Below are 23,187 nucleotides of genomic sequence, written 5' to 3'. Positions count from 1 at the left end.
TATCGGGAAAGCCAAAGCAATCCCCGACACAAGGCGCAGACAGCTTACAGCTGGCTACGGCCTTTCTGTGCAGCAATACGCATACGCAGGGCATTCAGCTTGATAAAGCCTTCTGCATCTTTCTGATCGTAAGCGCCAGCATCATCTTCAAAAGTTACGATGTTGTCATCATACAGACTATCTTCAGACTGACGACCCACAACAATCACGTTACCTTTGTACAGTTTCACCCGAACCACACCGTTCACAAACTCCTGAGACTCATCGATCATGGTCTGCAGCATCTTACGTTCTGCACTCCACCAGTAACCGTTATAGATCAGCTCAGCGTACTTCGGCATGATACTGTCTTTCAGGTGTGCCGCTTCACGATCCAGAGTGATGGATTCGATCGCACGGTGTGCCTTCAGGATCACGGTGCCCCCCGGAGTTTCGTAGCAACCACGGGCCTTCATACCCACGTAACGGTTTTCTACGATATCCACACGACCAATACCGTTATCACCGGCCACCTTGTTCAGGTAAGTCAGTACGGTTGCAGGGCTCATCTCATCGCCATTGATGGCAACGATATCACCTTTTTTGAACTGCAGATCCAGGTAGGTCGCTTCATCAGGAGCTTTCTCAGGACTCACAGACCAGCGCCACATATCTTCTTCTGGCTCTGCCATCGGATCTTCCAAAATGCCGCCCTCGTAAGAGATATGCAGCAAGTTAGCATCCATAGAATAAGGTGATTTTTTCTTACCCGATGCGAAATCAACCGGGATATCACGCTCTTCACAGTATTTCATCAGAGTATCGCGGGAAGTCAGATCCCACTCACGCCAAGGGGCAATCACTTTAACACCCGGTTTCAGAGCGTAAGCACCCATTTCAAAACGTACCTGATCGTTACCTTTGCCGGTTGCACCGTGGGCAATCGCATCCGCACCGGTTTCGTTAGCGATTTCAACCAGACGCTTGGCGATCAGAGGGCGGGCGATGGACGTGCCCAGCAGGTATTCACCTTCATAGATGGTATTCGCACGGAACATCGGGAATACGTAATCACGCACGTACTCTTCACGCACATCTTCGATGTAGATCTCTTTCACGCCCAGAGCTTCTGCTTTAGCGCGTGCCGGCTCTACTTCTTCACCCTGACCCAGGTCAGCAGTAAAGGTCACTACTTCGGCGTTATATTCGTCCTGTAACCAGCGCACGATTACAGAAGTATCCAGGCCACCAGAATAGGCCAGTACTACTTTTTTTATGTCTGACATTGGATGCTCCACGCTGACTAAAATGGCCAGAGACCTCTCTGACCCTAAAATATTCTTGGAGATTAATCCGGAAAACAACGATAAACGGCTATCTCATGGATAGCCGTTCAGGGGGATCATCTGCCTGAAGGAAATTCTTGCGCAACATTATATACGACTTACAGGAAAGTTACGATTTGAGAAAAAAAGACACCCAAAACATTCACAGGGAGGATCTGATTTCCACAAGTCAGACGGTGGCTCTACTGAAGCTCACCGTCAAACTCACCGCTATACTCCGGACGGGCATTCGGATCACCCGGCGCCAGACCTTCACGCTCAAGACGGATCGTAACACGACGGTTTTTAGCCCGATTTGCTTTGCTCGTATTTGGCACAATCGGATAACGCTCACCATGATAACGGGCGGTGACCATAGTTTCATCAAGCCCTACGTTAAGCAGGTAATTCAGTACCGTATCCGTACGCTGTTTGGATAGTTTCCGGTTATCACGCCGTGAGCCGTAACTGTCAGAGTGACCATCCAGGAAGACATACTTAACGGACGGATCAGCCTTAATATATCGCACAATAAGGCTTAACATCTCTTTATCATCCGCAGTGATATCAAAACCTCCACCGGGGAAGCCAATGCTGGAGCGGGCAATCTGGTCAAAATTCACCGGCAACAGCTCACCCCGACAGGCGATATAATCAAAATATGCTGGTTTAAAATTCAGAGCACTCAGATGACCACGCACAGGAGCATACCGGGTATCTTTTGGTGTCTGCATAAAGGTTGGATTCATCCCACGATTAAGGGACTCAATCATCAGGTGGGCCTGTGGCGAATCTATGCGAACACCGTCTTCACCCTCACCCACCGTCACTGCCCCCAAATCAAGAGGCGCTTCTCCTGCCTTCCAATCCGGAGCCAGCGCCATCAGGTCTGCACGACCTTTACGCAGAGGCTGTCCCAGCGGCTCCAGAAAAAACTTAAGATCTTCTCCGGAACGATGGGTAAATCGGGCGGTTCCCATTTCAGGGATCGGGTGAGTCAACTCACAATACAAAGGAGAAGGCTCCGTCGCATACCACTCACTGTCACCGATGCCGGCACCAAATTCTGCCGCCATAATAACAGATGGCAGTAAAAGACCCGACGCGATAGCCAACCAGTGTATTCCCCGTGACGTTTTTGCCAATGACCGAGTAAGCGGCATCAGTTGCAATCTCCTTGATTTTTAAGAACTCTCATTTTGCCCTCATCGGCCTGTAAACTCAAAACTTTAGCCTATATCTGACGGTATGAATCAGTTACCATTTGTTCAATTGTAACTTTTGACCAAATTTGACTAGGGAGCAAAGGGTCTTGGATTCTTTCACATCTGACGCAGAGCATTTTAGCGACAAACATCCTATGGCCTACCGCTTCCGGGGCTTTTTACCTGTCGTGGTTGATGTTGAAACTGCAGGTTTCAATGCAAAAACCGATGCCCTGCTGGAGATCGCAGCCGTTACATTAATGATGGATGAAGACGGTTACCTGCACCCCTACAACACCTACTCCTTCCATGTTGAGCCTTTTGAAGGGGCTAATATTGAACAGGCGGCATTGGATTTCACCAAGATTGATCTTGAGAATCCAATTCGCAAAAGCATGGCAAAAAGCGAACAACAGGCTTTGGGGGACATCTTTAAGCCTGTTCGCAAGGCGTTGAAAGAGTTTGATTGCACCCGGGCGGTTCTGGTAGGGCATAACGCCAGCTTTGATCAGGGGTTCGTCAATGCGGCCGTCGAGCGCAGCGGTATTAAACGCAACCCTTTCCATCCGTTCTCCAGCTTCGATACGGCTTCGCTGTCCGGTCTGGCTTATGGACAGACAGTTTTGGCGAAAGCCTGTAAAGTTGCCGGAATCAACTTTGATAACAGTCAGGCTCATTCTGCACGCTATGACACAGAGAAAACCGCAGAGCTTTTTTGCTCTATTGTAAACCGGTGGAAAGAACTGGGTGGCTGGGAGCTTGCAGCTGAAGAACAGCACCGCTTGAGAGACTAAAACATTCAGTCTCCCATACATAAAAAGCCCTGATAGTCTTGCTATCAGGGCTTTGTTATTGATGAGCTTTGAGCAGATCAAAGCCCATCTGTGGTGACTTCCAAAAGAAAGTTACAGCTTGTCAGCTTCACCGGTCAGGTAAGAAGCAACACCTTCAGGTGATGCCGTCATACCTTTGTCACCTTTGTTCCAGCCTGCAGGGCAAACTTCGCCGTGCTCTTCGTGGAACTGCAGCGCGTCAACCAAACGGATCAGCTCATCCATGTTACGACCCAGCGGCAGATCGTTAACGATCTGAGAGCGCACGTTACCTTCCTGATCGATCAGGAAAGCACCACGGAATGCAACACCGCCTTCTGCTTCAACATCATACGCCTGGCAGATTTCATGTTTAACATCAGCGACCATGGTGTATTTAACCGGACCGATACCGCCATCGTTGATAGCAGTATTACGCCATGCATTGTGCGTGAACTGAGAGTCGATAGAAACAGCAATCACTTCAACACCACGGGCTTTGAACTCATCCATGCGGTGATCCAGTGCGATCAGCTCTGATGGGCAAACAAAAGTAAAATCCAGTGGGTAAAAGAAAACCAGACCGAATTTACCTTTCAGTGCTTCCGTCAGGTTGTAGTTATCAACGATTTCACCATTGCCCAGTACCGCAGCAGCAGTAAAGTCAGGAGCTTTTTTTCCAACCAATACGCCCATTTTAATTCTCCAATGTTGGGTTATTTAATGACAAAGTCTAACCATAAAAAAATTCTGACACCATGCAGTGTCAGAATCAAAAAACGTTGCCCAATCTAAAGTATAGGCAAAAGCCAGGCATTCAAGTGGCGACCTCTGCCTATTGCAAAAACAAGATCAGGAAGCAGCGGCCTCAGAAACCAGCGTCTTCAGTTCGCCAGACTGATACATCTCAATAATGATATCGCAGCCACCAACCAACTCACCGCCCACCCACAACTGGGGAAAGGTCGGCCAATTAGCAAATTTAGGCAGCTCTGCACGGATATCAGGGTTATCCAGAATATTAACAAACGCGAATTTTTCTTCACAAGCCATCAGAGCCTGAACCGCCTGTGATGAAAAACCACACTGCGGCATCTGAGGGTTACCCTTCATGTAAAGCAGAATAGGGTTGTTAGAAATCTGATCTTTAATGGTATCTAGCGTGCTACTCATGTGCGTTCCTTTAATACAGGGAAAAGCATTTACGGTATTAACCGACTAATACAGTCAATTTTACAGTGCTTCATCTAAAAATGCAGCCTCAACAGGCGATATTCAAGTCCCAGGCACTTTATTTTTGAACGCAATCGTTTTTTTAAAATGCGACTTTATTGACAGCGACAAAGTTTGCCTTTAGCTTTACCCCCTTGGTCACCTTACCGGCAGCAAATCGCTGCCGTTTTCTGTTTTGGGGCTGCTGTTTTTAGATTCTGGCGGCAGGCACGTCACCAGAACACGGAATACCGCTTACGCGTAACAATGAAGATGATAAGCATCGGGCGGCCAGCACTGGCTTCAGACCAAAGCCTCCGACCTGCAGGCATATAAACTAAAACTGATTATCAGGTTGTCATCCTGTAAAAAGACAGCCGTGAACTCTTATTGGAATTCGTGAAAATGGCAAGACACTTTTTAACCCTGCTGGATCTGTCTCCGGAAGAACTCAATTATGTTATTGAGCGGGCGATCATCATCAAAAAAGGCCTTAAGGCCGGTGAAATCTACGAGCCGCTGAAAAATAAAGTCCTGGGTATGATTTTCGAAAAATCGTCCACCCGCACCCGAGTCTCTTTCGAAGCCGGCATGACCCAGTTCGGTGGCAGTGCCATTTTTCTGTCACCACGGGATACACAGCTCGGTCGCGGCGAACCGGTTGAAGACAGTGCCCGAGTGCTATCTGAGATGGTTGACGCCGTCATGATCCGCACCTTCGACCACGCTGTGGTTGAACGCTTTGCGGAGTATTCCAGTGTACCGGTTATCAATGCACTGACGGATGACTACCACCCATGCCAGTTACTTGCGGATGTTCAGACCTATGTAGAACAGCGCGGCAGCATTCAGGGAAAAACAGTGACCTGGGTCGGTGATGGCAACAATATGTGCAATTCTTATATCAATGCCGCCCGTCAATTCGACTTCCAATTGAATATTGCCTGCCCGGAAGGCTTCGAGCCTCTGCCTGAGTTATTAGCAGCAAATGAAGAGCGCATTCAGATCTTCCGCAAGCCCGAAGAGGCCGTCGCTAATTCACACCTGGTTGTAACGGACGTCTGGGCCTCCATGGGCCAGGAAGATGAACAAAAAGCCCGTGAAAAAGCTTTTGAAGGCTATCAGGTTACCACTGAGATGATGGATCTGGCCGACAAGGAAGCTCTCTTTATGCATTGTCTGCCCGCTCACCGCGGAGAAGAGGTCAGTGCAGAGCTGATGGATGATCCCCGCTCCGTGATATGGCAAGAGGCAGGAAACCGACTTCATGCACAGAAAGCCTTGCTAGAATTCCTGATTCTGGGCAAAATTGAGAATAACTCTTAATTAGCTTTTTTTGCACGGTAGATTAAAAGCCCGAGAGCATGCTTTCGGGCTTTTTTGTTCGCAGGGTTTATCAGCCAGATCTGCACCTGCCACCGCACTCTGTAAGGACCTCTTAATGAGCACTCTGCTTCAGGTCGATAATATTGAATGCCGCTACGACCAACTGGTAATTACCCAGGAAATTAGTTTTGCCCTGAATCAAGGGGATATCTGCTGCCTTCTCGGCCCCAGTGGCTGCGGTAAAACCACACTGCTCAGAACCATCGCCGGTTTCGATCCGGTTTATACAGGCTCAATCAGTCTGAATGGCGAAGTCATTTCTGCCCCCAACCTTATGGTGCAACCGGAAGAACGTCGCATCGGTATGGTTTTTCAGGATTACGCCCTGTTTCCTCATCTTACCCTCGCAGAAAATGTCGCTTTCGGCCTTAGAAAATTCAGCGACAAAGAGCGCAAAGAACGGGTTTGTGAAATGCTGGACCTGGTTAACATGAGTGATCTCGGCCATCGTTACCCCCATGAGCTATCAGGAGGGCAGCAACAACGCGTTGCCCTTGCACGGGCTTTAGCCCCTCGACCGCAAATAATCCTGCTGGATGAACCCTTCTCTAACCTGGACTTTGAACTACGTAAGCACTTAGGGCTTGAGGTGCGCCGTATTCTGAAAAGCCTGAATATCAGCGGTATTCTGGTTACTCATGACCAGACTGAAGCTTTTGCTATGGCCGATTATGTTGGAGTGCTGAATCAGGGACGCCTGCAACAGTGGGATACACCTTACAATCTGTATCATGAGCCCCAGAATCGTTTTGTAGCGAATTTTGTCGGCCAGGGATACTTTATTCCCGGCACCCTGCAGAATCACTGCAACGTGGAAACCGAAATTGGCCTGATAGAAGGTAACCGCGCTTACCCGTGGAAAGATGACACCCCAGTGGATGTCCTACTACGGCCTGATGATATTGTGCATAGCCCACAAGGCCCTATCAAAGCGACCGTTGAACAGTTTACCTTTACCGGTTCTGCAACGCTCTATCGATTAAAACTGCCATCCGGTCAAATGGTAGAGTCTATGTTTAACAGCCATGCAGAGTTTAGTATCGGGGATACAGTTCAACTGGAGGTAAAAGCAGACCACCTGATTCTGTTCCCACAACCCGGTGCAAGTGTTAACGAAATACCATCCGCTCTAGCTGAAGCCGGTTAAAACCTCTAGACAATCTATTTCATGAAAACCACTGGCCCTTTTAAAGTCGGGCCAGAGTGGTTTTTATCACATACGTCTTCGATTTCACTGGGCACCTGCTTTTTTCATGGGCTATCTGTCTCTTCAGGCTTCTGGCGCTTCTTCCGGATATACAGTGTTCTCATGACACGGGCCACCAACTCACCCTCCTCATCCAGAATCTGCACCTCAAACTCGGGCAGGTATTTCTCACCGGTCGCAGTTTTCTCCCGAATAGTATCCAGCATCTCCCGGGAGACCCGGAACTCAGCCCGAACAGTGGAGCGCCCTGGCTTTATATAATCAATATGAGCGGCTTTGTCCCAGACTACATAATTACGCCCAAGGCTTTCTGAAAGCATCAGCATATAAAAGGGGTCTGTCATGGAATAGAGGGAGCCGCCGTAATGCACACCGACATAGTTCCGGTTATACCAGCGTAATTTCATACGAATACGGGCATAAGAAAAGTCTTTTGCCAAGACCTCAACCTTGACCCCAGCCCCCAGAAGCGGTGGCCAGAGGGAAATCCCCCACTTTAGCAATGCAGCTTTCAAAACAGAATTTCCTTCAGTAGAACCAGACAGAATTCAAACAGTTGTTCGATATTAAAACAGAAACAAAAAAAGGAAGGCAAGGCCTTCCTTTTTAATAATCAATCAGTCTGCTGTCTGTCGGGTCAAGAATCAGCTCTGTGTATCCAGTAAATTCCCGAGAGATGCCTGATCAGTCCGAACCTCTGCCTGCTTGCGCAACAGGTCGTTAGACTGGTCCTGAATACTGCTGTAGGTGCTTTGCTGCTCAGTCGTTTCAGCCGTTTGGCTAACCTGAGTGCTGGGAGCAGAGCTGATTGGCACATTACCTTTTACCGCATCCGCAGAAATACCTGCATTTGACGTTGGCTGAGTAGTCCCGGATTCCTCCTGGCGACTTTCACTTGCAGCATCCAGACGTTGCTGAGCCTGATTGTTAGTGCCGGCAGCCTGACGGTTAAGCAAGGTTACCTGAGATACAGAAGATTCAATCATATTGGCCTCCAGGAGAGAAAAAAATAAACCCATGACGTACTGGTTACGACCACCAATACGGGCATGGGTTCAATATAGCGTTAAATAACGATTACCGAAAGTACGCAACTGTAACGAATTACTGCTTTGGCTTATCATTCATGATGAAGTAAATCACACCACCAAAGAAAACCAGAGCACCACCGATTACCAACAAACTGGCAAATACTGCATCATCCATATACATAATCATCACCTCAGAGGGTTCGTGAGTAAACAAATCATCTGGGTTCAGGTTAGCAGGGATCAGGGGGTAAACCCTGCTCCAGATCAAACTAATTAGCGGATCTTGATATAGCAGCAACTCACATGTGACAAAGGTCAATAAATATCGTTTATTGGCCGAGGCGATGCTGAATAAAATGCCCGATTGCTTCCAACTCAGCCACACAAACCTCATGGGCCATCGGGTAAGGCTGCCATTGAGAGTCCGCAGCTTTCTGCTCCGTCAGCTCCGCCGCTTTTTTCCCCATTGAGAACGGCACCACATCATCCTGAGAGCCATGTCCGTGCCAAAAAATCATCTCACCTAGTTTTGGATGAGGTTGCTCAACAGGCTGAGCCTGATAGGTTGATAATGCAAATATGGCGGCAGGCTGGCTAACAGAGTGATCTGCAGTCATATAACGTCCACCGTTCAGGGCTGCTTCGAGTACCACAGCACCACCCTGAGAAAATCCGATCCAGAATATACGATTTTCAGCTATTCCGGCATCAACCTGCTGTCGGGTCAGCTCATGTAAACCAAGAGCTGCTTCCTGAAGGTGTGCCGGATCGATTTCACGCTCTGGCAGCATTTTCAGAATATCGTACCATGCGGGCATCTCCCAGCCACCGTTGATGCTAACCGGCCGGTCAGGTGCCTGGGGAAACAGAAAGCGAACCCCAAGTGAATCCGGCAATTTCAGATAGGGTACCGCTGGAATAAAATCATCAGCACCAGCTCCCAAGCCATGTAGCCAGATGACACAAGCATCCGGCTCCGCTGAGGTCTCAACTTGTTTCATGCCCTGAGTAAATAGCGTCATTATCGCCTCTTTTTTCTGTCAAAAATGTTCATTGTTTAAGATATCTTTGAAAACCAGCGGTATTTTCTTTATGCTGCCGACCATCTGCCTCTTACCATTTCAACCAGATTTTACGCCATGCCGAAGCTGCTTTTCATATTGACTGCTCTTATAGCCAGTTTTTTGCTATCTGCCTGTAGCAGCACGCCCTATGGCACAACTAACAGTAAAGTGCATCTGGTTAAACCCGGAGAGACTTTTTACAGTATCGCCCGCCGCTACAAAGTTGATCTGGAGACCTTGTCCCGCTATAACCCGAAAGTTGTTCCACATCGACTGAGGGCCGGTACCGAATTACAGCTTCCAACCGGTAGCAGCAACCCACAGACACCAAGCATTCAATATACAGTGCAAAAAGGGGATACCCTGAGCAGCATTGCGGATCACTTTGCCATATCGCTATCGAACCTGAAGCGCAGCAACCCCGGTATCGATCATGACCGGCTGCACCCGGGGCAAAAGTTGATTATTGGCGTCGCTCCTCGCCGGGCCACCACCGGTTATATCTGGCCGATCTCTAACCCCCGCCTGATCAATGGTTTTGGTGAAGAGAACTGGGGATTACAGAAAGGCGTTAACCTCCAGGCTCAGCCGGGTCAAACCGTATTTGCCGCAAAAGAGGGAACGGTGAGCTTTGCCGGAGAGATGCGGAGCCTGGGGAAGGTCGTCATTATCCAGCACCCAGGTGATCAGCAAACCGTTTACGCAAGCTGTGATGCATTGGTCGTAAAGACAGGTGATACCGTCAGAAAACGACAGCCCATCGCAACCGTCGGCTTTAATACACTGGTAAATCGTGCCGCCCTGCACTTCCAGTTCCGTGACCGCGGCGCCCCTCTGCCCCCGGAAAACTATCTGCCTATTATCCAATAAATCATTGCAGATAAACCGTCCTCTAAAAAACCGCAGACTTATCCGCGGTTTTTACGCTTATTGATGGCATCCTGCAAAAAACCTGCGGGCATAGCTTTAGATTCATTCGTAAAGTCGGTCCGGGCACCATTTTCATCAACCCAACAGCTCACCAGACGGGCTGGGGTAATATCAAAATAGATATTGCGCGGCTGGACAAAATCGATCGCAGGCAGCTGAAGCTCATCCCCGGCAATCTCCTCCAGTTCAATTTCATCAGCCCGACGGTGGCTGTGCTTAAAACTCTCTGCCGCCACAAAGACAGGTACATCATGATCTTTTGCAGCCAGGGCCACCAGATAGGTACCGGCCTTATTCACCACCGTACCATCCTCCAGCACGCTGTCCGCACCCAGAAGTACCACATCAGCGGCGCTGATAAAACACCCCAGCTGTGCCTCCGCAATATAGGTTGTTTCAATCTTCAACTCAGACAAGGCGCGAGCCAGACGACGACCTTCAACACCGGGCCGAGCCTCCGTCATAATGACTTTGCAATCTGCCGTCTGCATCGTCTCCAGAATAGCCAGAACTGTGGTGCTGTAGCTGTGGGTCAGAATAACGCTACCCGGTGGAATCTGCGGACTCAGCGCCTGAACAATAGCTTTTCCGGCCTGAACAGAAGACTGCTGCAGAGCTCCGGCCTGCTCCATAGCAAACTGGCGGGCGTTCTCCATAGCATCTTCCGGCATAGCGGCTAACCGCTCTATCCAACGCTGCATAACATTCCATAGAACCGCCATACTGGGCCGGGCCAGCTGCATCTGCATCGCCAGATCCAAAAGCTCACTTTTCAGATCAGCAGGGCTTTGTGCATCACAGGTATTAGCGTACTCCTTCAGGTCTTCCAGAGCACTTCGCGAAAGCTCACTACCACCTTTGCGAATATCTTCTTTTACCGCCCGGATACGACGCTCTTTAAACTGATCGTTATTGATATACATGCCAGAGATGGTCCTTATTTGTGTCTGATCCGAAAGTATCTGTTACTTAACATTCATCCGGGCGCGCTAGGGCTACCCTAATAATTGCTGAAGCTGGCTGAGCCGGTTAACCACGGACTGGCGGTCATTATCCGCAAGAATCTGAGGCGTTACCAGCCAGGTTCCGCCGACGACCGGCACATTTTTCAGTGCCAGATAGTCCACCATGTTGTTCGGGGTAATACCGCCGGTTGGACAAAAAAGAATATCCTGCAAAGGCGCGCCTATCGCCTTCAGCAGAGGAATCCCCCCTGCTGCTTCAGCCGGAAAAAATTTCTGCAGGCCAAAGCCATAATCCCTTGCCCGCATCGCCTCAGAAGGTGTCATAACACCCGGCAAAAAGGGTACCGGGCAGTCCTGGCCTGCATCCAGTAACGGATCGGTTGCCCCAGGAGCAACAATGAAGTCAGAACCAGCATCCACTGCCTCGCCTATCTGATAGCTTTTCAGCACCGTTCCGGCACCAATGGAAAGTTCAGGAAAGTGGCGGCTAAGGTACTCTATCACCTGTAATGCCGCAGGAGTTCTGAGTGTTACCTCCAGATGTTTCATACCAGATTCAATAAAACAACTGCCAATCCAGTCGGCCTGCTGTACAGACTCCAGCACCAAAACAGGCAGTACTTTCTGTTGGCTTAGCTGAGATAAAAACATAGACACTCCTAAATTTTGCCCGCCTCAAAGATGAAACTAAACAGCGTTTACCCCAATCTCAATAAATCCCTACATAACAGGTTTTTGATCCAGCTTGCGCTTCAGCACCCACATCATAACCGGTTGAGCGAGAACGAAAATCAGCGTTATTGTACTTAGTATCACCATACCCTGTAATACCCCATGTTCATCTGCAGTCAGCACCCAAGAGCTGCCAACCGCCGCAATGCCCGTTGAAACATGCTGAAAAGCAAACTGAGCCGAGGTATAGGCCGCCCGCTCATGGGCCTCAGGTGTCTGGCTGGTCAAAGCATTCTGTGCCACTCTGCGAGCCGATGAAAACACCATAAATCCGGCAAAAACAAAGGGCACCAAGGCCATTTCCGGCTGCTGCATAAAGCCAAACCAAAGCACCAGGGCAAGACCAAGGCAGACCACGGTTCCCGTTCCCAGGCTTCCGAAGCGATCCGTCAGATAACCCGTCACCTGCATACCGATAAGAGATGCACCACCTCCGATCATATACAGCTCACCAATGCGCTCACGGGGAAAACCCAGATTAAACTGGATATAAGCAGAAAGATTGGGAACCAGCAGAAAGTTACCAAACATAGAAACCACCACCAGCATCAGAGCCCAGCGCGTCAGGGATTTATTGAGCAGTGAGAAAACACCGGTGGCGGGCTTGCCTTTATGCTTCCCCTTATGACGATCCATCTTAGGCAGTAACAGAAAGATCGCCAGCAAGACACTGATACCGCTCAGGGCTATGCCATAAAAAGGGGTCTGCCAGCCATGCCAATTGGCCAATTCAAGGCCAAAAGGGATGCCCGCAACCGCCGCGACAGAAAAAGACCCCATCGCAATTGCCATCGCTCTGCCCCGCCGCTCCGTTGGCACAACATCAATAATCATCGCCATACCAATGGCTGACGCGGGCCCGCCAAAAGCTCCGGCACAGATCCTTGCCAGCATTAATTCCGCCTGATCTGTCGCCAGAGTGGCCGCGAAGGTACTAAGTGATAAACCTGCTAAAGCCAGCATAGCGATGGCTCGCCGGTCAAAGCGATCCAGATATTGGCTGAGAATAAACCCGGAAGCTGCCGCCGCAAACGTATAGCTGCCACCAATAAGCCCCAGGTCTGACATGGGAATATTCAGATCCCGGGCAAAGTCGGGCCCCAGGGGCATCACCATCATAAAATCGACGATATTAATAAACTGAATCAGGGTCACCAGAATGACAACCCGCCATTCGCCGGGTGCTGCACCAGAGCGCAGAGAGTGGTCTGGAGATTGTGAGTACATCGGGGCTCCATAGCCGGAACAAAAGAGTGCTGCGTCTGAAAAAAAGAGAGTAAAATCAAAAAAGAGGCATAAAGCCCCTCTGAAGTACTCAAGTATACCCCCTGAGGAGCAATAGCTCGATATCTATGACGCTCCCTCAGGGAATGGAACCTTGATCGGATAGACACTCAAACGATGATAAAGATCAGCCCGAAAACGATTTGGCAAAACCCTTAGCCACTTGCTTTGTGCGGCCAGAGGCAATTCGCCGATCTTTAAGCTTTAAAAGGCGCAAAGTCGCCTGGCACTTCATACAAACGGGTTAAAGTATCCCTTTAGCAAAATACCCCGACAGACCGATGATCCGCCGGGGTATTTTGCACTCAAAGTCAGCACCCATTATTAACTTTTTTGCCTCAGGTATTCAGAAATTCCTGCACATGAGCCAGAAAGTCCTGCGGTTTCTCCGCATGTAGCCAATGACCGCAGCCTGACATAGTCATCAGCTGATTTTGCGGAAACAGAAGGTCAATCTGTGCCCGATAGCTATCTTCAACATAATGTGAAAGCTCACCGCGAATAAAAAGCGAGGGCTTATCAAAAGCCTGACCGGTCGGCGCTTTAACCACGGCATCATAATCCGCATTAATCTGCTCAAGCCCCATGCGCCAACCCAGCTTACCATTCGGTTTCTTTTCCAGGTTGGTGCTCAGAAACTGGCGTACACCCAGAGTATCCAGATGCTCCGCCATCAGGGCATCGGCTTCTTTACGACTGGTAGCACCACCGGCATTCTGCACCGCGTAGAGAGCGGCCAACACCTCATCATGACCATGGCCATATTCCACCGGTGCGATATCGGCCACAATCAGTTTCTCAATACGTTCAGGGTGATTCAGAGCCAGTTGCATCGCAACCTTCCCGCCCATGGAGTGCCCGAGAATATGAGCTTTTTCCAACTGCAGGCTGTCCATCAGCGCCAGCACATCACTTGCCATCGCGGGATAACTCATACCCGCCACGTGGGGAGAACGGCCATGATTACGCAGATCCAGAGCGATCACACGATATTGCTCAGCAAACTTTTTACTTAAAGTGCGCCAGTTATCCGCTGAACCAAACAAACCATGGATAATTATCAGCGGAGAACCTTCTCCCTGCTCCGTATAAAACAGTGTGGGGCGATCTGACATCCTATATACCTCCGGACATTGTCATCAAACATAGAAAGGCTATCGAAACAGCGCCGTATTATGCAGCCCACGCCGGGCTTGCGCTACTAAGAGCTCCTTGTCAGAGCTCTACCCGGCAAGGCGCATATTCAATGAAATACCTTATCAGGCAACCTCCAGCTGATACCGGCTCACCTCATCAACGCCAGCATTCAGAATCCCCCTAAGCCGGAGCTGTTTGCGGAACTCACAAAGCGTGGGTAATTGATCAAAGCGAAAGAAGTGCGCCCGACACTGACAATCCGTTGCCCCAAGATCTTTGACCGGTATTTCAGCCGTAGGCAGATCCTGCAGCACGCTCGCCCAATCATGTTCACGGGACTCTTTGTCTTCGGTCATCCACAGGCAAAGAAACTCCATCTCAGGACGGACATAATCCAGGTGCCAGTGACAACGCTCACTGATGCTCAAATGATGCCTGAGCCTGGCATGTAGACCCCCTGGGCCAAAAGCACTGCCCACATAGGCGTAAAAGCCCGGTAAAAACTCGGTTTCTGTCAGTTTACCAACGCGAATGGTTTTAGCATGTTTCATCTCGAAAAAAAGCAGGTAAGAACCTTTTTCTTTCGGTAGCTGACGGGTCAGTTCAGCAATATCGAGACGCGACAGGTCTTTTATTTTTTTCATAGGATCCCTGTTAGCATTCTTGAGTCTGTGTTTCTATATTAGGTTCAGGTACTTTTTATTATTGGCTGCCTGACCATTTTTATTCAGTGGTAATAGCTTATATCGCTATTGATCATACGTATCGCAAGCATGAAGGAGACAGATCATGGATCTATCCACTCACAACATGACCAACCTATTTAACCAGCTTGGTCTGCCCAGCGACGAGACATCCATTCAGCAGTTTATCAAAGACAATGCCCCTATTCCGGCTGACCAACCCATCTATGAAGCCAGCTGCTTCACCGATGTTCAGGCCGCCTTTCTAGCACAAGGTCTGGATGAAGACTCAGACTGGAGTGAGGTTATTGATACGTTGCACAGCGCACTATCCGGGCCAGCAAAGTAATATAAACTGAACTGGTCAGGCGGCGTAATGCACCCAACATAAACGATACAAAATAAAAGAAAATCTTTCAATTTAAGAAACATAAATTCCACTGCTATGAGAATACCGTTCGGGCGGATCCGCTTTACGGGTCGCCGCTCGGTATCTCTCACCGAAAAAAATCAGGGTTTCAGAGGAATACTTGCCGGAAAGTTTATCTGCCCTCAGGATATATTGCATCAGCTCTCCCAGGGCGATATCCTGTTATCTCTATGTTTTAGCCTATTAAACTTCAGCGTTACATCGACGGTATATGACAATAAAAAGTGAGCCTCCCAGTTGCCATTCTGCAACTCATATAAAAACCCCGAACTATTTCATTCTGCCGAATGCATCAGAATTCCCGGCAACATACTTCATATCAGCCCCTTCATCACACTTTTTTGCCTGCGCGACCACTGTGACTAAATCAGGTTCGGTGAGTACATCTTCCTTTTGCACCAACCTGCAATCAGTTAGTCTGCTAAAAAATAATAGGCAACGCGATAAACTATTTGTAGTCAGCAATCGCAATCTGACGGCACCAGACATTAGATTAAGGCCAAAGAATTTTCAGCAAGTGAGGCAGCATTAATGCGAATACATGTTTTTCAGCATGTTCCCTATGAAGGGCCGGGCAATATCGCCCGCTGGGCAGAAAAAAATGGCCACACACTGACCACCACACATCTTTATAAAGGTGAAGCACTGCCATCCCATGATGACTATGATCTACTGATGATTCTTGGCGGCCCCATGAGCGCCAACGATGATTTCAATGTGAGCTGGATGCAGGCGGAGAAACGCTTTATCCGTGAGGCGATGGCACAGAATAAAATGTTACTCGGCATCTGCCTGGGCTCTCAGCTGATCGCTCGGGTACTGGGTGCGACGGTCAGCAGAAACGAAGATCGTGAGATCGGCTGGTTCCCTATCACCGCAACGCCTAATGCCATGGTTCTGGGACTGCCTCAACAGTTTCAGGCCTTTCACTGGCATGGCGACACCTTTACCCTACCAGAAGGCGCTAAGTCCATCGGCAGCAGCGAAGGCTGTGCTCAGCAAGGCTTCATCTATCAGGACCGGGTTGTGGCGCTGCAGTTCCATCTGGAAACCACCCCAGAGGCCGCTCGTGAACTTGTCGATGCCTGTCGGCATGAGATCGATGAAGAAGGTCTCCATACCCAACCTGCGGAAGCGATGCTGGTGGACTTTGAGCTCTTCTCTGAGGCAAACCAGCGTATGGAGCAGATTATGGGATATATGCAGGCTCAGCTGGAGGCCACTGCCACCACGAGCTGATAACACCTATTAAGGTACAGAAAAGCCGGAACCTATCAGAGATAGATTCCGGCTTTTTAGTTCAGACTAAACGTCAGGCTCTTGCTACAGTATTTCCAGAACCTTACTACAGTATTTCCAGAACCTTACTACAGTGTTTCCAAAACCTTAGCCAGACGCTTCAACCCTTCTTCCATATCCTCAGGCGTCATCTGGCTAAAGCTCAGGCGCAGAGCTTTACCCGCGGATTTCTCAACTTCAAACGGTGTACCCGGCAGAGGCACAACTTTAGCTTCGATTCCTTTAGCCAGAACATCACGGGTATCTGTTTCCAACTCCAGCCAGAAGAACATACCACCGGCAGGCAGACTCCATTTAACAGACTCCGGCAGGTACTGCTTCAGCAATTTTTGCATCAGATCGCGCTTCGCGCGATAGTGGCTCTGCAGACGCTCAATGTGTGCAGGCAAGCTGCCAGCGGCCATAAAATCACCAATGATTTTCTGCCCTAAACGGTTAGAGTGCAGATCCGTCGCCTGCTTGGCCCGCAAAATCCATGGATACAGATCCGGGTGCGCAATCACATAACCAGTACGCAGACCCGGCCATAGCATCTTGGAAAACGATCCCATATACATCCAGGTCGCTTTTTTCAGATAAGAACAGATCGGACGAGTAAAAGCGTTATCGTAGTTCAGAACACGGTAAGGGTCATCTTCGATCAGAGTAACATCGTAGCGATCCAGCAGCTCAGCAACTGCAATACGCTCCGCTTCCGTGTAGCTGTAACCCGTCGGATTCTGGAAAGTCGGAATCAGGTATACCATACGTGGATTCTTATCTTTCAACTGCTTCTCTAGAGAGGCAAGATCAACACCGTTTTCACCCAGATCAAACGGCACAAGATCAGCACCCAGTCCACGGAGAACCTGCAGCATCGCCAGATACGTCGGATCTTCAACAACGACCTGAGTCCCCACATCCACCAGAATACGAGCCGCCAGATCCAAACCCTGCTGAGAGCCAGACGTGATCAGAACCTGATCTTCGGTGCAGACCAGCCCTTCACTACCCAGCCACTTTACCAGCTCCTGAATCACCAGAGCCTCGCCATCTGAAGTACCATACTGTCTAATGCTGCTCAGATCGCCCAGTTCCGGCATCTCTGGCATAACAGAAGCATCCGGCAGGCCACCGGCAAAAGAGATCATGCCCGGTTGTTGGCTGACCGACAAAATCTCACGGATCGGAGAACCCGGCAGGCGGTTAGCGTAAGCGGACAGTTTCAATTCCGGTGAGGGGCTGGACATAAGGTAATCCTTTTTCAAATGATGATATTTATTGTTACTGAGCAACAGAACCTGAAGCGATGAAAAGTGTTTTGCAGAGCTTCTGTCTATTTCAGACTTTATGATGACATTATGGAAATGGAAGGGGCACACAGAAAAGATACAGTTTGCTAAAACAGCCCCATACAGACCAAAATAACTGACACACAGTTTGCAGAAATTTTACCATAATGCCAAAAAGCCACAAACAGATGTCTGAATATAAATCAACACAAGCGCTGAACAGCCCTCAGGAGCAGCCCTTATACCAACAGGTGGGTCAAAAACTCTACCAGCAGGTGATTCAGCACGCCAATCCTGACCAGAAATTACCCAGTCTACGTTTAGTGGCTAAACAGTTTAATATCAGTCTGAGCAGCGCGCAAAGCGCCTACCAGTATCTGATTGATCAGGGGCTGGTTATGGTGCGTCCCCGCTCCGGCTACTATCTCCCGGAAACAGTCTCCCACGGTCAGCTACAGCCTCAGATCCCTGCAGCAAATCCTGCAGCAGAGCGGGTAAAGGTCAGTAACCTGGTGATCCGCATGCTTTCCATGGGACGGGAGCACCCTCTGATCAACCTGGGAACAGCGGTACCGGAGCCCGCGCTACTGCCGTTAGATGCACTGGCGAAAATTCAGCGCCAGATCAGTCGAAAACCTCAGTGGGCCTACGGCGGCTATAGCCCCTCCGGCGGAGAGCCTCTGCTGCAACAGGCATTAGCTCAGCATCTTTACCAGCAGGACATACAGTGCCTGCCGGAAGATCTGTTGATTACCAATGGCTGCACAGAAGCCCTACGTATCGCACTCAGTGAATGCACCCGACCCGGTGATGTGGTGGCCATTGAATCTCCCACCTACTTCACCATTCTGCAGCAATTGGAAAGCCTGGGGTTAAAAGCCCTGGAAATTCCAACCTCGCCGGAAACTGGTATCGACCTGAACCACTTAGCCACCATGATGTCAGCCATCACCGTCAATGCCTGTGTTGTAAATCCAGTGGGACACAATCCTTTGGGTTTTGTGATGCAGGAAACACAGAAAAATGCACTTATCGATCTTTGTTACCGCCACGGCACCCGACTGATTGAAGATGTGATCTGCCTGGATCTCGCCTATGCCGATCGCCCTCTCCGCTCACTGCGAGCCCTGGACAAATACGGAATTGTCAGCCAGTGCGGGTCATTCTCCAAAAGCCTGTCCCCGTCCTTAAGGGTTGGCTGGTTATTACCGGCGGAAGATACCGTCTCCGCTACAGCCCGAAAGTTCCAAAACAACGTCAGTGTCAGCACTCCCTGCCAGCTCAGCGTCGCTTATATGCTGGAACAGGGTGTTTATCAGCGCTCTGTGCGCAAAATCGCCAGCCAACATAAATTACGGGTACACCAAACCCGGGAGTGGGTACTGCGTTACTTTCCGGCTGACACACGGGTATCTCTGCCCGAGGCAGGTTTTGTGCTTTGGGTTGAGCTTCCAGAACCTTTCCGGGCAATGCCTCTGCACCAGAAAGCGCTGGAAAAAGGCGTGATGTTTCTGCCGGGGGATGTGTTCTCCCCCACCAGTGACCTTTATAGCCGCTATCTGCGCATTAACTGCTGCGCCTGCCCGGAGGAGGAAGTACTGGAGGGAATCAAACGCATCGGGCGCTGCTTCCAGTAGGGAAGTGTAGCGCTTGCCTAACAGTAAAGTGTAGCGCCCGAGGTGTCGCTCTTTTAACCGTTAAGAAGAACAACCAATTTTAAGACGAACAACTGAGATGTGAGACACCACCGGCACCAAAGGCTTCAATCGGTTTCTGACGACAGAAGCGTTCAGCAATGGCTTCTGACTGCTCCTCATAAGGCTGATTCATAACAGCCTGCAGTTCATGGATCTGATGGTAGTCTCCTTCCGCTGCCGCCTGATAGGCCGGAGCCAGCAACCACTCTCTCAGTGTGTATTTCGGATTAACCCCTTTCATCTGAGCCTGCACCTCAGCTTCCGAGCGTGCAGTTTCGCCCCCCTCATCGGCTATCACCGCCTCCCGCATGATAGCTTGCCGCCATTGGCTCAGCCAGAGCGCCCAGCGGCGATCCATCTCGGCATGATCCAGATCGTATCTCGGGTGCAGGGCAACCGCTTCGTACCCTTCACCATTATAGAAACTGGCTTTCAACGCGCTGATGTCAGGTTGCTCGGTAGAAAGTTCAGAGAGTGACTGCTCAGAAAGAGCACGGAAGAAACGGGTATAATCTACCGGAGTCAGCATCATCAGCATCTCAAGCTGGCGAAAAAGCTCCGCATCAAATGTGGTTAAACCCAGCTTGGCTGCCCACATCGCTTCCATCTCAGCCTGCATGGCGTTATCGAAATCGCGTTCGATCTCATGCAGCTGCCTTAATGCTTCCGGCTCATCCGCCAGTAACGGCTGCAGAGCAGAACAGAAACTACCGAAGTTTTTACCCGCCGCCACCGGTTGATTCATAAAGGCAAAGTGCTGTCCACCGCCGGTCCACGGCTGATAGTGAGGGTTAAAAGCATCGATAAAACCAAAGGGGCCGTAATCCAGTGTAAAACCACCGGCGGCACAGTTATCACTATTGAAGTTGCCCTGGCAGTAACCCACCCGAACCCAGTTAGCGACCAGCTTAGTGAGTCTGCCACAGAAAGCTTTGGCGAGTTCCAGCACACTGTCGGCAAGGCTCAGATTCTCAGGGATCTCACCGGGATATTCCCGCTGGATCAGATGACGTACCAGCTGTTCCAGTTCGGCCAAAGCATGGGGCTGCTGCTTACGGGCACGACGGGCAAATAGCTCTAGCTGACCAACACGGATAAAAGAGGGAGCCACACGGGTGGTGATGGCCACAGGTTCCGCCACCATACGATCCGGGTCCATAGAGCGGGAGCCATCAGAATACCAGGGGCGTTTGACCGCATCGGTTTTGGAGACATACAGAGTTAACGAACGGGAGGTGGGTACACCCAGAGCATGCATGTGCTCCTGTGCCAGAAACTCACGCACGCTGGAACGCAGCACCGCACGACCATCGCCACCCCGGCAATAGGGTGTGCGACCACCACCTTTCAGCTGCATCTCCCAGCGCTGGTTGCCCAACACCGCTTCCACCACAGACACCGCACGGCCATCGCCATAACCATTACCGGTCTGGAACGGGCACTGCTGATTGTATTCCGTGCCATAGATGGAAAGGGCATAACCTGTCGCCCAACCGGTTTTACGAAAAGAGGGCGATAAACGGGAAAGATCACCACTGAACAGACGGGTAAAGTTTTCGTCCTGCGCGAGCTTGTCACTCAACCCTAGCTCGCGGAAAAAAGCCCCGCTGTGGGCGATATACTCTGGCTGCCCGATAGGCGTAGGCGTTACCGGCACATAATGACCACTGAACACCTGACGAGGGTTATGGTCAGCGCCATCAGTTGTGGCATCCGGGTCAGGAGTTAACGTGTCCATCAGAGAGTAATCGAGGGCGTTTGCCAGATCATCCAGAGAGTTGATGGTTGCCGTTGTCTTAGAAATGCTTTTCACAATAACGCCTGCCCGTTAGGTAACTGGAGAGCTCTAGGTAACTGAAGAGTTCCTGGGTGTCTTTGGGGGACATTATAGGGAATGCGGGGTCAGGCAAACAACGGGACACAAAGCAGGGTTATTTTTGGCTTCTTTGTTTAAGCAACAAAAAAGCGACCGTAAAGCCGCTTTTAATGTAGTACTTTAATAACAGGCAACAATCTTATTTACTTAAAAAAAGGACGATTGTAATTCATTGCTGTCGGGCGAAGAGCTGACGTTGTTCCGTCATTAAAGCCGTTATCATCACCCATATAGAGCAAATTTCCTTCGATGGTGAAAATGGTGTAGGTATAAGTGTCAAAATCAGCACCACTGTAGCGGGTAACATGGCTATCCAGCTCCTGAGCGACAACACCACTGGATGTTGTTACCTCCGCACCTATGCTGAAGACACCCTCAGCGATAGGGTTAGGCGCCTCACTCATAGGAATAGAACAACTCGCATCCAGGTAGTTTTTGATATTGGATGTAAAGTTACTACCGGAGAAGGTCGCAGTAACAATATCGTATAAGGTCTCAGGATCACTAGGGTCAACAGCCCCGCAGGATTTAACCCATACACCCTCCAGAACAGTACTCGTATCATCACCAGAGCCTGAATCCGTATCACCACCTGAACCCGTATCGCTACCAGCATCACCGCCGGTACTACCGCTTTCCGTTGATGAAGATCCACCACCACAGGCAGCCAGCATCGTCACCATTGCAAATAAAACAATCAATTTCTTTAACATTCCATGCCTCTTAGATCTATCAACCAATAATTGCGACTTTTCCATTGCTGGCACGACAATTATATTTTTAATATATACTTTTAAGCTAACGATATAACAAAAAAACAGCCACGTTTTATAACACCAACACAGCAGTGAATCAAAACGATTTGACCTTATAATTGATTAACTAATAGAAAGAATACTAATAACAAAAAATCTAATATAAAGATGAAAATTTTAATCTGATTATCAACTCAGAAAGTGCGGTGCTCACCATCAGGAGAAACACCCCACCCTGTTCAGGTATGCGTTAATTTAAGGCCAATAATCCCAGCACATATCAGCCCTAAACTCACCAGTTTAGGGACATCGGCAGACTCGCCAAACAAAAATATTCCCAGCAAAGCCGTACCAACAGCACCAATACCCACCCAGACGGCATAGGCCGTACCCACCGGCAGCGTTTTCAGTGCCAAACCCAGCAACAAAAAACTGGCAACTAAAGAAACCACCGTACCCACTGTCGGCCAGAGTCTTGTAAAACCATCTGTGTACTTAAGCCCAATCGCCCAAGTGACCTCTAACAGCCCAGCGGCAAACAAAATAAACCAACTTATACCCATGGAATCTCTCCGTTAGTTTTGGGGCCGTCCCCTAACGAGATTGAGCGGTGAGGTCGTCCTCACTTCAGATGAAAAAGATATTTTAAGCGCAAACTGATGCAGGTAATAGAGAACGTTTCGGGTTAGTTATCGTCTACGGTTTTTCTCTTACCAATGCCTTCTGGTGGATAAAAGCGGGACACAAGGCAGGAGGTTAAAGATAATGTTGGTTTCGCAGCACCACTGAATCTCACGGCTGGAGGTGATGCCTTTGGAATAAGCAAACAGGATGATTTTCAGCAAAATGGCTGGATCGTAGGCTGGGCGGCCTTCGCTATCATTCTTATAAGGCTGGTGAAACGCGG

25 protein-coding genes are annotated in these 23,187 nt (G+C 49.6%); 7 read left to right on the top strand and 18 right to left on the bottom strand.

All coding sequences use genetic code 11. The annotated features are described in order from the left end of the window. Positions 1 to 44 precede the first annotated feature (44 nt). Together ACN0R8_RS12060 and ACN0R8_RS12055 are read right to left on the bottom strand one after the other, a co-directional pair. Positions 45 to 1,265, bottom strand: a complete 1,221-nt coding sequence (locus ACN0R8_RS12060; protein WP_417597735.1) for an argininosuccinate synthase — start codon at positions 1,263 to 1,265, stop codon at positions 45 to 47. A gap of 242 nt (positions 1,266 to 1,507) precedes the next feature. Beyond that, a complete protein-coding gene (locus ACN0R8_RS12055) occupies positions 1,508 to 2,467 on the bottom strand; it encodes a flagellar protein MotY (protein ID WP_417597732.1) in 960 nt (319 codons plus the stop codon). A gap of 197 nt (positions 2,468 to 2,664) precedes the next feature. Between ACN0R8_RS12055 and rnt the strand changes: the two genes are divergently transcribed. Continuing rightward, entirely contained in the window at positions 2,665 to 3,303 is a 639-nt protein-coding gene (gene rnt, locus ACN0R8_RS12050; protein WP_417598084.1) for a ribonuclease T, read from the top strand. 111 nt (positions 3,304 to 3,414) lie between these two features. Here rnt and ACN0R8_RS12045 read toward each other — a convergent pair whose 3' ends face one another. After that, a complete protein-coding gene (locus tag ACN0R8_RS12045; RefSeq protein WP_417597730.1) occupies positions 3,415 to 4,017 on the bottom strand; it encodes a peroxiredoxin in 603 nt (200 codons plus the stop codon). Positions 4,018 to 4,173: 156 nt separating this feature from the next. Beyond that, positions 4,174 to 4,494 carry a Grx4 family monothiol glutaredoxin gene (gene grxD, locus ACN0R8_RS12040; RefSeq protein WP_417597728.1) on the bottom strand — a complete coding sequence of 107 codons (321 nt, stop codon included), beginning with the start codon at positions 4,492 to 4,494 and terminating at the stop codon, positions 4,174 to 4,176. Positions 4,495 to 4,938: 444 nt separating this feature from the next. On the opposite strand from grxD, the gene argF reads away from it, so the two are divergent. Together argF and ACN0R8_RS12030 are read left to right on the top strand one after the other, a co-directional pair. Beyond that, on the top strand, positions 4,939 to 5,859 hold the full coding sequence (gene argF, locus ACN0R8_RS12035; RefSeq protein WP_417597726.1) for an ornithine carbamoyltransferase: 921 nt from the start codon (positions 4,939 to 4,941) through the stop codon (positions 5,857 to 5,859). A gap of 115 nt (positions 5,860 to 5,974) precedes the next feature. Then, entirely contained in the window at positions 5,975 to 7,066 is a 1,092-nt protein-coding gene (locus ACN0R8_RS12030) for an ABC transporter ATP-binding protein (protein ID WP_417597724.1), read from the top strand. Between the two features lie 104 nt (positions 7,067 to 7,170). On the opposite strand, the gene ACN0R8_RS12025 is transcribed toward ACN0R8_RS12030, so the two are convergent. The 4 genes from ACN0R8_RS12025 to ACN0R8_RS12010 form a co-directional block, all read right to left on the bottom strand. Continuing rightward, positions 7,171 to 7,641, bottom strand: coding sequence for a DUF4442 domain-containing protein (locus ACN0R8_RS12025; protein WP_417597722.1), 471 nt, complete (start codon positions 7,639 to 7,641; stop codon positions 7,171 to 7,173). A gap of 129 nt (positions 7,642 to 7,770) precedes the next feature. Beyond that, the gene (locus ACN0R8_RS12020; RefSeq protein WP_417597720.1) at positions 7,771 to 8,112 is read right to left on the bottom strand and encodes a hypothetical protein; all 342 of its coding nucleotides are present in this window, start codon (positions 8,110 to 8,112) and stop codon (positions 7,771 to 7,773) included. A gap of 118 nt (positions 8,113 to 8,230) precedes the next feature. Beyond that, on the bottom strand, positions 8,231 to 8,338 hold the full coding sequence (gene ccoM / locus ACN0R8_RS12015) for a cytochrome c oxidase subunit CcoM (RefSeq protein ID WP_283589688.1): 108 nt from the start codon (positions 8,336 to 8,338) through the stop codon (positions 8,231 to 8,233). A 148-nt stretch (positions 8,339 to 8,486) separates the two neighbouring features. Then, positions 8,487 to 9,179, bottom strand: coding sequence for an alpha/beta hydrolase (locus ACN0R8_RS12010; protein WP_417597718.1), 693 nt, complete (start codon positions 9,177 to 9,179; stop codon positions 8,487 to 8,489). 117 nt (positions 9,180 to 9,296) lie between these two features. Here ACN0R8_RS12010 and ACN0R8_RS12005 point away from each other — a divergent pair, with 117 nt between their 5' ends. Further along, positions 9,297 to 10,091: a LysM peptidoglycan-binding domain-containing protein gene (locus tag ACN0R8_RS12005; RefSeq protein WP_417597716.1), complete on the top strand. Its 795-nt coding sequence runs from the start codon at positions 9,297 to 9,299 to the stop codon at positions 10,089 to 10,091. Between the two features lie 38 nt (positions 10,092 to 10,129). On the opposite strand, the gene ACN0R8_RS12000 is transcribed toward ACN0R8_RS12005, so the two are convergent. The 5 genes from ACN0R8_RS12000 to ACN0R8_RS11980 all read right to left on the bottom strand — a co-directional run bounded on the left by ACN0R8_RS12000 (position 10,130) and on the right by ACN0R8_RS11980 (position 14,913). Continuing rightward, entirely contained in the window at positions 10,130 to 11,074 is a 945-nt protein-coding gene (locus ACN0R8_RS12000; protein ID WP_417597714.1) for a translation initiation factor eIF-2B, read from the bottom strand. A 72-nt stretch (positions 11,075 to 11,146) separates the two neighbouring features. Further along, the gene (eda, locus tag ACN0R8_RS11995; protein ID WP_417597712.1) at positions 11,147 to 11,767 is read right to left on the bottom strand and encodes a bifunctional 4-hydroxy-2-oxoglutarate aldolase/2-dehydro-3-deoxy-phosphogluconate aldolase; all 621 of its coding nucleotides are present in this window, start codon (positions 11,765 to 11,767) and stop codon (positions 11,147 to 11,149) included. Positions 11,768 to 11,836: 69 nt separating this feature from the next. Beyond that, positions 11,837 to 13,075: an MFS transporter gene (locus ACN0R8_RS11990; RefSeq protein ID WP_417597710.1), complete on the bottom strand. Its 1,239-nt coding sequence runs from the start codon at positions 13,073 to 13,075 to the stop codon at positions 11,837 to 11,839. Between the two features lie 395 nt (positions 13,076 to 13,470). Next, positions 13,471 to 14,247: an alpha/beta fold hydrolase gene (locus ACN0R8_RS11985; protein WP_417597708.1), complete on the bottom strand. Its 777-nt coding sequence runs from the start codon at positions 14,245 to 14,247 to the stop codon at positions 13,471 to 13,473. A 144-nt stretch (positions 14,248 to 14,391) separates the two neighbouring features. Then, on the bottom strand, positions 14,392 to 14,913 hold the full coding sequence (locus ACN0R8_RS11980) for a GIY-YIG nuclease family protein (RefSeq protein WP_417597706.1): 522 nt from the start codon (positions 14,911 to 14,913) through the stop codon (positions 14,392 to 14,394). A 145-nt stretch (positions 14,914 to 15,058) separates the two neighbouring features. On the opposite strand from ACN0R8_RS11980, the gene ACN0R8_RS11975 reads away from it, so the two are divergent. Further along, positions 15,059 to 15,301: a DUF2789 family protein gene (locus tag ACN0R8_RS11975; protein ID WP_417597704.1), complete on the top strand. Its 243-nt coding sequence runs from the start codon at positions 15,059 to 15,061 to the stop codon at positions 15,299 to 15,301. A gap of 612 nt (positions 15,302 to 15,913) precedes the next feature. Continuing rightward, positions 15,914 to 16,621: a type 1 glutamine amidotransferase gene (locus ACN0R8_RS11970; protein WP_417597702.1), complete on the top strand. Its 708-nt coding sequence runs from the start codon at positions 15,914 to 15,916 to the stop codon at positions 16,619 to 16,621. Positions 16,622 to 16,749: 128 nt separating this feature from the next. On the opposite strand, the gene ACN0R8_RS11965 is transcribed toward ACN0R8_RS11970, so the two are convergent. Beyond that, positions 16,750 to 17,910 carry a PLP-dependent aminotransferase family protein gene (locus ACN0R8_RS11965; RefSeq protein ID WP_417597700.1) on the bottom strand — a complete coding sequence of 387 codons (1,161 nt, stop codon included), beginning with the start codon at positions 17,908 to 17,910 and terminating at the stop codon, positions 16,750 to 16,752. A 230-nt stretch (positions 17,911 to 18,140) separates the two neighbouring features. Here ACN0R8_RS11965 and ACN0R8_RS11960 point away from each other — a divergent pair, with 230 nt between their 5' ends. Beyond that, a complete protein-coding gene (locus ACN0R8_RS11960) occupies positions 18,141 to 19,589 on the top strand; it encodes a PLP-dependent aminotransferase family protein (protein WP_417597698.1) in 1,449 nt (482 codons plus the stop codon). 79 nt (positions 19,590 to 19,668) lie between these two features. Here the strand turns inward: ACN0R8_RS11960 and ACN0R8_RS11955 are convergent, their stop codons facing one another. The 4 genes from ACN0R8_RS11955 to ACN0R8_RS11940 all read right to left on the bottom strand — a co-directional run. Continuing rightward, a complete protein-coding gene (locus ACN0R8_RS11955) occupies positions 19,669 to 21,462 on the bottom strand; it encodes a protein adenylyltransferase SelO (protein WP_417597696.1) in 1,794 nt (597 codons plus the stop codon). Between the two features lie 206 nt (positions 21,463 to 21,668). Next, entirely contained in the window at positions 21,669 to 22,238 is a 570-nt protein-coding gene (locus ACN0R8_RS11950) for a hypothetical protein (protein ID WP_417597694.1), read from the bottom strand. A 281-nt stretch (positions 22,239 to 22,519) separates the two neighbouring features. After that, complete coding sequence (gene sugE / locus ACN0R8_RS11945) at positions 22,520 to 22,837, bottom strand: quaternary ammonium compound efflux SMR transporter SugE (RefSeq protein ID WP_417598082.1); 318 nt, start codon at positions 22,835 to 22,837, stop codon at positions 22,520 to 22,522. A gap of 153 nt (positions 22,838 to 22,990) precedes the next feature. Next, positions 22,991 to 23,187, bottom strand: a 197-nt coding sequence (locus tag ACN0R8_RS11940) for a transposase (RefSeq protein ID WP_417597692.1), incomplete at its 5' end; no start/stop codon positions are given.

Origin of the sequence: Oceanospirillum sp., assembly GCF_048265165.1 — a bacterium.
Lineage (GTDB): Bacteria > Pseudomonadota > Gammaproteobacteria > Pseudomonadales > Halomonadaceae > Oceanospirillum.
The sequence above is the reverse complement of the archived record's forward strand: the minus strand, read 5'-3'. Positions and strand labels throughout refer to the sequence as shown.

Bases quoted from the DNA above. Each gene is read 5' to 3' on its own strand.
- ACN0R8_RS12060 (WP_417597735.1), bottom strand. From the start codon at position 1,265: ATGTCAGACATAAAAAAAGTAGTACTGGCCTATTCTGGTGGCCTGGAT.
- ACN0R8_RS12055 (WP_417597732.1), bottom strand. From the start codon at position 2,467: ATGCCGCTTACTCGGTCATTGGCAAAAACGTCACGGGGAATACACTGG.
- rnt (WP_417598084.1), top strand. From the start codon at position 2,665: ATGGCCTACCGCTTCCGGGGCTTTTTACCTGTCGTGGTTGATGTTGAA.
- ACN0R8_RS12045 (WP_417597730.1), bottom strand. From the start codon at position 4,017: ATGGGCGTATTGGTTGGAAAAAAAGCTCCTGACTTTACTGCTGCTGCG.
- grxD (WP_417597728.1), bottom strand. From the start codon at position 4,494: ATGAGTAGCACGCTAGATACCATTAAAGATCAGATTTCTAACAACCCT.
- argF (WP_417597726.1), top strand. From the start codon at position 4,939: ATGGCAAGACACTTTTTAACCCTGCTGGATCTGTCTCCGGAAGAACTC.
- ACN0R8_RS12030 (WP_417597724.1), top strand. From the start codon at position 5,975: ATGAGCACTCTGCTTCAGGTCGATAATATTGAATGCCGCTACGACCAA.
- ACN0R8_RS12020 (WP_417597720.1), bottom strand. From the start codon at position 8,112: ATGATTGAATCTTCTGTATCTCAGGTAACCTTGCTTAACCGTCAGGCT.
- ccoM (WP_283589688.1), bottom strand. From the start codon at position 8,338: ATGTATATGGATGATGCAGTATTTGCCAGTTTGTTGGTAATCGGTGGT.
- ACN0R8_RS12010 (WP_417597718.1), bottom strand. From the start codon at position 9,179: ATGACGCTATTTACTCAGGGCATGAAACAAGTTGAGACCTCAGCGGAG.
- ACN0R8_RS12005 (WP_417597716.1), top strand. From the start codon at position 9,297: ATGCCGAAGCTGCTTTTCATATTGACTGCTCTTATAGCCAGTTTTTTG.
- ACN0R8_RS12000 (WP_417597714.1), bottom strand. From the start codon at position 11,074: ATGTATATCAATAACGATCAGTTTAAAGAGCGTCGTATCCGGGCGGTA.
- eda (WP_417597712.1), bottom strand. From the start codon at position 11,767: ATGTTTTTATCTCAGCTAAGCCAACAGAAAGTACTGCCTGTTTTGGTG.
- ACN0R8_RS11990 (WP_417597710.1), bottom strand. From the start codon at position 13,075: ATGTACTCACAATCTCCAGACCACTCTCTGCGCTCTGGTGCAGCACCC.
- ACN0R8_RS11985 (WP_417597708.1), bottom strand. From the start codon at position 14,247: ATGTCAGATCGCCCCACACTGTTTTATACGGAGCAGGGAGAAGGTTCT.
- ACN0R8_RS11980 (WP_417597706.1), bottom strand. From the start codon at position 14,913: ATGAAAAAAATAAAAGACCTGTCGCGTCTCGATATTGCTGAACTGACC.
- ACN0R8_RS11975 (WP_417597704.1), top strand. From the start codon at position 15,059: ATGGATCTATCCACTCACAACATGACCAACCTATTTAACCAGCTTGGT.
- ACN0R8_RS11970 (WP_417597702.1), top strand. From the start codon at position 15,914: ATGCGAATACATGTTTTTCAGCATGTTCCCTATGAAGGGCCGGGCAAT.
- ACN0R8_RS11965 (WP_417597700.1), bottom strand. From the start codon at position 17,910: ATGTCCAGCCCCTCACCGGAATTGAAACTGTCCGCTTACGCTAACCGC.
- ACN0R8_RS11960 (WP_417597698.1), top strand. From the start codon at position 18,141: ATGTCTGAATATAAATCAACACAAGCGCTGAACAGCCCTCAGGAGCAG.
- ACN0R8_RS11950 (WP_417597694.1), bottom strand. From the start codon at position 22,238: ATGTTAAAGAAATTGATTGTTTTATTTGCAATGGTGACGATGCTGGCT.